Below are 7,191 nucleotides of genomic sequence, written 5' to 3' on the forward strand. Positions count from 1 at the left end.
CGGGAGGTGCTGGAGGCGTTCCCCGGGGGCCGGGTGGTGGTGCGGGTGCTGGACGCCGGGGCGGACAAGCCGCTGGACTTCCTCACCCCCGCCGACGAGCCCAACCCGGCCCTGGGGGTCCGGGGCCTGCGGGCCCTGCTGGACCACCCCCAGGTGCTGCACACCCAGCTCACCGCGCTCGCGCGGGCCGCCGAGGGCCTGCCGGTGCACCTGGAGGTGATGGCGCCGATGGTCGCCGACCGGGCCGATGCCGCCGCGTTCGCCGCCGCCTGCCGGGCAGCGGGCCTGCCGGCCAAGGCGGGCGCCATGGTGGAGATCCCCTCCGCCGCGCTGCGCGCCCGCGCGGTGCTCCAGGAGGTGGAGTTCCTCTCCCTGGGCACCAACGACCTGGCCCAGTACACCTTCGCCGCCGACCGGCAGGTCGGCGCGGTCTCCCGGCTCCAGGACCCCTGGCAACCCGCCCTGCTGGACCTCGTCGCCACCGCCGCCGACGCCGCCCGCACCACCGGCAAGAGCTGCGGGGTGTGCGGAGAGGCCGCCGCCGACCCGCTGCTGGCCTGCGTCCTGACCGGCCTGGGCGTCACCAGCCTGTCCATGAGCGCCACCGCCATCCCCTACGTCCGCGCCACCCTCGCCCAACACACCCTCGCCCAGTGCCAACGCGCCGCCACCGCCGCCCGCGCCACCGACACCGCCGACGAAGCCCGCACCGCCGCCCAAGCCGTCCTCTCCGGCGAATGACCCGGAGCGGGTGACGACGGTCGTCGACGGCCCGGCGGCCACCGGAACCTCCGGTGGCCGCCGGGCCGTGGCGTCAGCCGGGCCGTGGCGTCAGCCGATGTCGAAGCGGGCCGCCGCGCGCAGCAGCCCGGGGGAGACCCGGCCGATCAGCCGGGCCGCCTTCGCCTCCAGGGTGACCGGGACGACGGCGCGGTCCTTCCGCACCGCGCGCAGGATCTGCTCGGCGACCTTCTCGGGCGGGAAGTTGCGCCGGGCGTACATCCCCGAGAACCGCTGCCGCCTCTCGGCCTGCGCGGCGGCGTCGAGCCCGGAGAAGGTCGCGGTCCGGGTGATGTTGGTGTTGACGATGCCCGGGCAGATGGCGGTCACGCCGATGCCGGCGGAGGCCACCTCGGCCCGCAGGCACTCGGAGAGCATGAGGACGGCGGCCTTGCTGGTGGCGTAGGCGGCCAGCATCCGGGACGGCAGGTAGGCGGCGGCCGAGGCGACGTTGACGATGTGGCCGCCCTCGCCGCGCTCGGCCAGCAGCGTGCCGAACGCCCGGCAGCCGTGGATCACCCCCCACAGGTTGACGTCCAGGACCCGCTGCCACTCCGCCTCGGTGGTCTCCAGGAAGGTGCCGGAGTGGCCGATCCCGGCGTTGTTCACCACGATGTCGGGGACGCCGTGGTCCGCCGCGACCCGGGCGGCGAACGCGTCCACGGCCGCGCCGTCGGAGACGTCGACCCGGTAGGCGTGCGCCTTCGCGCCGAGCAGACCGGCGAGCTCGGCGGTGCGCTCCGCCGCTTCCAGGTCGAGGTCGCAGACGGCGATGTCGGCGCCCTGCTCGGCGAAGGCCAGCGCGGTCGCCCGGCCGATGCCGCTGCCCGCCCCGGTGACGACGGCCAGCCGGCCGGTGAACGGCGCCCGGCCGCGGGCCGGCAGACGGGTCCGCGCGCGGTCGAGCGCGGGCGCGGCGGGCGCCCCCTCCTGGTGGCCGGTGAATTCGCGGATCATGCGTGCCACGGTCGTTCCTTTCTCCAGCAGCGCCGACCAGTGGGTGGCGGGTACGGTGCGCCGCCACAGGTGCGGGGCCCACTCTTCGAGCCCTTCGGCGAGGGCGGGGGAGACGTAGTGGTCCTTGGTCAGCCGGATGAGCTGCACCGGCAGCAGGGTGGGCCGGGAGGACGGGCGCAGCAGCCGCGGCAGCATGTTGGCCCGGTACAGCTGGATGCCGCGCACCGCGTCCCGGGCCAGGGTGGGCTGCGGGTGGCCGGGCCGCGGCCGCACCCCCTCGGCGAGGCGGAGCACCGTCTCCCAGCGGCCGGCGAGGCCCAGCCGCCAGGCGGCCGGGGCGAGCCCGGGGAGGTGGAACGCCGCGATGTACCAGGAGTGCGCCGCCTGGGCGGCCAGCTGCGCCAGGTGCCGGGGCGTGGGGTGGGTCAGGCGGTGGCGGATCCAGTGGCCCATGTGGTCCAGACACGGGCCGGAGAGGGAGGTGTAGGAGGCGATCCGGCCCGGTGCGTCGGGGTGGGTGACCGCCTCCCAGGACTGGATGGACCCCCAGTCGTGGGCGACCAGGTGGACCGGGCGGCCGGGGCTGACGGCGGCGATGACCGCGAACAGGTCGCGGGCGAGCTGCTCCAGGCGGTAGTCGCGGCGCCGGGCCGGCCGCTGCGACGCACCGGCGCCGCGCACGTCGTAGCGGACGACGTGGTGGTCCGCGGTGAGGGCCGCGGCGACGTCGTCCCAGACGCGGTGGGTGTCGGGGTAGCCGTGCACGAGCAGCACGGTGGGGTGCGCCGGGTCGCCCTGTTCGTACACGGCCAGGCGCACGCCGGCCGACACCACGGTGCGGTGGCGCGTCCCGGCGGGGCGGTCGGTGGCGGTGCTCGCCGCGCTGGGTGCGGGGGCCATCAGACGTCGCCCCGCTCCACCCGGCGGACGTGCGGCAGGTCGTCGTCGAGCCAGTAGGCGTCGTCCTCGGTGACCACCAGCAGCTCCTCGAACTTCAGCCCCACGTCGCGGAATCCGATGTGCGGCTCCACCGCCCACAGACCGGGTGTGGGGGCGTGCCTGGAGGACCGGCCGTCGGCCCACAGCGGGGACCGGCCGTGCAGCCGCTCGCTGATCAGCTCCCGGCCCAGGGTCTGCAGGGTGCGCACGCCGAAGCCGAAGACGTTGACGCCGGCGGGGCCGCGGGCGGTCGTCCGGGTCACCTGGTGGCCGATGACCCGGCCCGGGTAGACCTTGTGCCGGTTGTCGTACCCGTGACGGGCGATCAGCGCGTCCACGGCCGCGTACACCTCGTCGAGCGGCTTGCGCTGCCGCACCTGGTCCAGGATCAGCGCCCGGTACTCCAGCAGTTCGCCGGCCATCTTGTCCCAGATCGGGTTGTCGCCGACCTTGCCCGCGTAGCCGATGTCCGCGGTGTAGCCGTCGACCACCGGCGCGCAGTCCAGCACGTAGCACATGCCCTCCTCCAGCCGGCGGTTGCCGGCGAAGAACTGCAGCGGCGTGCGGAAGTGCCGGAAGGCGGTGCGGTCGCCGAACCAGGCGAACGGGATGTGGAAGAAGTCCTCGACCCCCTCGGCCACCAGCTCGTGGCGGAGCCGGGCCGCGGCCTGCCGCTCGGTGACGCCCGGCTCCAGCCGGGCGGCCACCCGCTCGGCGCAGCGGTACGCGAGCTGCTGCAGGTCCCGGAAGCGGTCCAGGTCGTGCTCGTCGAACGGAAACGCGGGGAGGGCGGAGGAGGCGCGACGCGCTTTCCGCCGGGACACATCGGTGCTCATGGAATTCGCCTTCGGGGTCGTCCGGGTGCCGGGTGGTGGCGGGTTCGGGGTCGGCCGGGGGCCACGGGGGGCGCGTGGGCCGCCGGGCGGTCAGAGGTCCAGTTCCAGGCGTTCGCCCTCGGGGGCGCGGGAGACGCACACCCGCATCAGCCCGGCCGCCTTCTCCCGCTCGGTGAGCCGGCCGTCGCGGTGCTCCACGGTGCCGGCGGTCACCCGCACGGTGCAGACGCCGCAGAAACCCTGCCGGCAGGAGTACGCGGTGGCCGGGTCCCGATCGCGCAGCACGTCCAGGGCGGTCCGGTCGGCCGGTACGGACAGTACGGTGCCACTGCGGCGGAGGGCCAGCTCGAAGGGGCGGCCGCCGGTCACCGGCGCGGCGGTGAACCGCTCGAAGTGGAGCGCGGCGGCCCCGCTCGCGCCGAACGCGGCGCGGACGGCGTCGAGCATGGGGGCCGGGCCGCAGCAGTACACGGCCGCACCGGCGGCCGCCCGGCCCAGCAGCGCGGCCGCGTCGGGGACGCCGTCGGTGTCATCGGTGCGGATCTCCACCCGGCCCGGGTGGCGGTCGGCGAGTGCGCGCAGCTCCTCGCCGAACGGGAGCGAGGACCGGGTCCGGCCGCAGTGCACGAGCCGCCAGTCCAGTCCGCTGCGGGCGGCTTCCCGGGCCATCGGCAGGACCGGGGTGATGCCGATCCCTCCGGCGATCAGCAGCACGGCCGGTTCGGCGGCGAACGGGAAGGCGTTGCGCGGCCCGGCCACGGTGATCCGGGATCCGGTCCGCAGGGTCTCGTGCACCTCGGCCGAGCCACCGCCGCCGCCGGGGATGCGCCGCACCGCGATCCGGTAGGCGGACCGGTCGGCCGGGTCGCCGCACAGCGAGTACTGCCGTCTGCGGCCCGACGGCAGCAGCAGATCGATGTGGGCACCGGGCTGCCAGCGCGGCAGTGCGGCGCCGTCCGGCGCGGTCAGCCGCAGCGACACCACGTCCTCGGCGACGGTCCGGCGTTCGGCGACGAGGAGTTCCGGTGGCGCGGTCCGCGGCGGGGCCTGCCGGGGCCGGCCGGGCCGGGTGACGACCGGGAGGTACAGCGAGCTGAACCGGGAGAGGAAGCGCAGGTAGCGGTCCCCGCGCTGTCTGCCGTACAGGTCGGGCGGGGCGGCGTCCGGGAGGTCCGGGGCGGTGCCGGCGCCGGGCGGGGGAGCGGGCTCGGCGGTGCGGTGGCGGCTCATGGCGGCGGTCCTTGGCTGGCGGCTGGATCAGTGGGCGGCGGCGCGCGCCGCCGGGGAGGAACCGAGGTAGGCGACGGCCTGCCGGGTCGAACCCTCCTGGCTGGGGTGGTAGCGGCGGCTGAAGTAGCGCACCGCGGAGCGGGCCGCCTTGCCGGGCCTGGGCAGCAGTCCGCGCCGGCTCGCGGCGGTGTACCCCCGCCAGGTGGGCCGGGTGCCCGGGGCCAGCTCCGGGTCGGCCGCGACCAGGAAGCGCACCCCGCGGACCCACAGGTGGAAGAGCACCGGCCCGGCGATCGCCATGGTCCGGACCCGGCGCAGATAGCCGGGGTCGAGGTGGCGCAGCAGGTCGTAGGCGACGCTGCGGTGCTCGACCTCCTCGGCACCGTGCCACCGGAGCAGGTCGAGCATGGTCGGATCGGTGCCGGCCCGGTCCAGGGCGCCGGCGTTGAGGACCCAGTCCCCGAGGAAGGCGGTGAAGTGCTCGATCCCGGCGATGATGGCGACCCGTTCGACGAGGTGCTCGCGGGCCCGCTGCGGCGGCAGACCGGGGCGCTCGCCCAGCACCCGGCCGAATATGTACTCCACCTGCCGGACGTACGGGCGCGGGTCCAGGCCCTTGACGAGCATGTGGTCCAGCACGCCCTGGTGGGCTTCGGCGTGCACGGCCTCCTGCCCGGTGAAGCCCAGGACCCGCTCGCGCAGCTCGTCGTCGGTGATGAGCGGCAGCGCCTCCTGGAAGGTGCGGACGAACCACCGTTCGCCCTCCGGGAGGAGCAGGTGGAGGACGTTGATGACGTGGGTCGCCATCGGCTCGCCGGGGATCCAGTGCAGCGGCAGCCGGTTCCAGTCGAACTGGACGTCACGGGCGTGCAGCACCAGGTTGTCGTGCTCTTCGGCAGTGCTCATGGGGCTCCTCGGTCACGGCGAGGGGATGCGGGAGGCGGACTGGGGACCGTCGTGGAGGGGGCGGTTCCGCCTTATTGAGGTTTACTCAACAGTAGGAGTTATTGAGTTCGTGTCAATAGGATGGGAGTCATGGCCCGAAACTCCGCCTCCCGCGCCACGCGGATGCCGCCCACCGACCGCCGCTCCCAGATCCTCGCCGCCGCGCGGCGGGTGCTGGAGGTGCGGGCGATCGACGACATCTCGGTCGAAGCGGTCGCCGGCGAAGCGGGCGTCTCACCCGGACTCCTCTTCCACTACTTCGGGTCGCAGCGCAAGTTCCGGCACGCCGTGCTGGAGGCGGCCGCCGAGGAACTCCTCGCCCATGTGCGCCCCGACCCGGCGCTCAGCCCGGCGGAGCAGCTGCGAGCGGGGGCGGGCACCTTCGTCGAGTACGTCGCCCGGTACCCGACGATCTACCAGGCCGTCACCCGTCTCAACCGGGGGGCCGACGTCCGCTCCCTGCACAGCTCCTCACGCGCCACCCTCGGGGACTGGATCACCGGGGCCGTCAGCGGCGTGGGTGTGCGGATCACCCCGGCGATGTCCCTCGCGATCACCGGATGGCTGGCGTACATGGAGGAGGTCGTGCTGGCCTGGCTCGACGAGCCGACGCTGACCCGGCCGGAGCTGATCGACCTGTGCGAGCGCAGCTTCTACCAGCTGGCCAGGGCGGCGCTCGACGACGACGAGCAGTGGGAGCAGGTCGTCCGCCGCATCCACCGCAGACCCGGGGAGGCGGAACCGCCGCCGTCGGCGGGCTGAGGGGGCGGCACCGGGCGGATGCCGGGCGGAAGGCGCACCATGGGCAGGGGGCGCACCGTGGCCCGGCGGTCGCGGTGCGCCACCGTGACCGACGGAGCACCTCGCGGAACGGAGGACGAGATGAGCGGTGACGGAACGGCCGGCGACGGCATGGCCGACGACGTCTACCAGCCCACCGGAACCAACGAGGAGCAGGAGGACGCGAGCCCGCTGGACCCGCAGGACACCCTGGACGAACGCGGCTACGACGAGCGGCTCGACGAGGGGTGGTCACCGCCCGAGAAGCCGCTGGGCGTCGGCAAGCGGGGAACCACCGCGGCGGAGCAACGGGAGGGGGAGACGCTGGACCAGCGGCTCGCCCAGGAGGTCCCGGACACCACGGCGGACGAGGGCGACGGGGTGGGGGACCTGCCCGGCGGAGCCGGGGAGCCGATCGACGCCGAAGCCGGCGAGGAGCGGGCCGGGCGGCTGGTCGCCCGGGAACGCGGCGCGCGCGGCGACGCCGTCCAGGACGGTCTCGCCACCGACGTGGGGATCGACGGCGGCGCCGCCGGGGCGGAGGAGGCCGCCGTCCATGTGGTGCCGGACCCCGAGGAGCCCCCGACCGGTCGGGCCGGCGACGAGGGCGGCCGGCGGTGACCGCGGGCCGTGGGGGGGGGGCCCGGGGGGGCGGGGCCCCCCCCCCCCCGGGCGCCCCCCCCCCCCCCCCCCCGCCCCCCCCGGGGGGGGGCGCCCCCCCGCC

Annotated in this window: 7 protein-coding genes; 3 read left to right on the forward strand and 4 right to left on the reverse strand. The window is 75.6% G+C overall.

Features of this window, described 5'->3' with window-relative positions; all coding sequences use genetic code 11:
* Nucleotides 1-741: putative PEP-binding protein (locus ACH4B3_RS22760; protein ID WP_398465398.1), on the forward strand; the 741-nt coding region annotated here is incomplete at its 5' end.
* A gap of 90 nt (nt 742-831) precedes the next feature.
* Here ACH4B3_RS22760 and ACH4B3_RS22765 read toward each other — a convergent pair.
* The 4 genes from ACH4B3_RS22765 to ACH4B3_RS22780 form a co-directional block, all read right to left on the reverse strand.
* Nucleotides 832-2,637: an SDR family oxidoreductase gene (locus tag ACH4B3_RS22765; RefSeq protein WP_398465400.1), complete on the reverse strand. Its 1,806-nt coding sequence runs from the start codon at nt 2,635-2,637 to the stop codon at nt 832-834.
* Complete coding sequence (locus ACH4B3_RS22770) at nt 2,637-3,512, reverse strand: M24 family metallopeptidase (protein WP_398465402.1); 876 nt, start codon at nt 3,510-3,512, stop codon at nt 2,637-2,639. Before ACH4B3_RS22770 ends, ACH4B3_RS22765 begins: the two co-directional genes overlap by 1 nt.
* 90 nt (nt 3,513-3,602) lie before the next feature.
* Nucleotides 3,603-4,742: a PDR/VanB family oxidoreductase gene (locus tag ACH4B3_RS22775; RefSeq protein WP_398465404.1), complete on the reverse strand. Its 1,140-nt coding sequence runs from the start codon at nt 4,740-4,742 to the stop codon at nt 3,603-3,605.
* A gap of 27 nt (nt 4,743-4,769) precedes the next feature.
* Nucleotides 4,770-5,648 carry a metal-dependent hydrolase gene (locus ACH4B3_RS22780; RefSeq protein ID WP_398465406.1) on the reverse strand — a complete coding sequence of 293 codons (879 nt, stop codon included), beginning with the start codon at nt 5,646-5,648 and terminating at the stop codon, nt 4,770-4,772.
* 129 nt (nt 5,649-5,777) lie between these two features.
* On the opposite strand from ACH4B3_RS22780, the gene ACH4B3_RS22785 reads away from it, so the two are divergent.
* A complete protein-coding gene (locus ACH4B3_RS22785; RefSeq protein ID WP_398465408.1) occupies nt 5,778-6,449 on the forward strand; it encodes a TetR/AcrR family transcriptional regulator in 672 nt (223 codons plus the stop codon).
* A 120-nt stretch (nt 6,450-6,569) separates the two neighbouring features.
* Nucleotides 6,570-7,088, forward strand: a complete 519-nt coding sequence (locus ACH4B3_RS22790) for a DUF5709 domain-containing protein (RefSeq protein WP_398465410.1) — start codon at nt 6,570-6,572, stop codon at nt 7,086-7,088.
* Nucleotides 7,089-7,191 lie beyond the last annotated feature (103 nt).

The organism is Streptomyces sp. NPDC018031 (assembly GCF_044327625.1).
Lineage (GTDB): Bacteria > Actinomycetota > Actinomycetes > Streptomycetales > Streptomycetaceae > Streptomyces.

Bases quoted from the DNA above. Each gene is read 5' to 3' on its own strand.
- ACH4B3_RS22765 (WP_398465400.1), bottom strand. From the start codon at position 2,637: ATGGCCCCCGCACCCAGCGCGGCGAGCACCGCCACCGACCGCCCCGCC.
- ACH4B3_RS22770 (WP_398465402.1), bottom strand. From the start codon at position 3,512: ATGAGCACCGATGTGTCCCGGCGGAAAGCGCGTCGCGCCTCCTCCGCC.
- ACH4B3_RS22775 (WP_398465404.1), bottom strand. From the start codon at position 4,742: ATGAGCCGCCACCGCACCGCCGAGCCCGCTCCCCCGCCCGGCGCCGGC.
- ACH4B3_RS22780 (WP_398465406.1), bottom strand. From the start codon at position 5,648: ATGAGCACTGCCGAAGAGCACGACAACCTGGTGCTGCACGCCCGTGAC.
- ACH4B3_RS22785 (WP_398465408.1), top strand. From the start codon at position 5,778: ATGGCCCGAAACTCCGCCTCCCGCGCCACGCGGATGCCGCCCACCGAC.
- ACH4B3_RS22790 (WP_398465410.1), top strand. From the start codon at position 6,570: ATGAGCGGTGACGGAACGGCCGGCGACGGCATGGCCGACGACGTCTAC.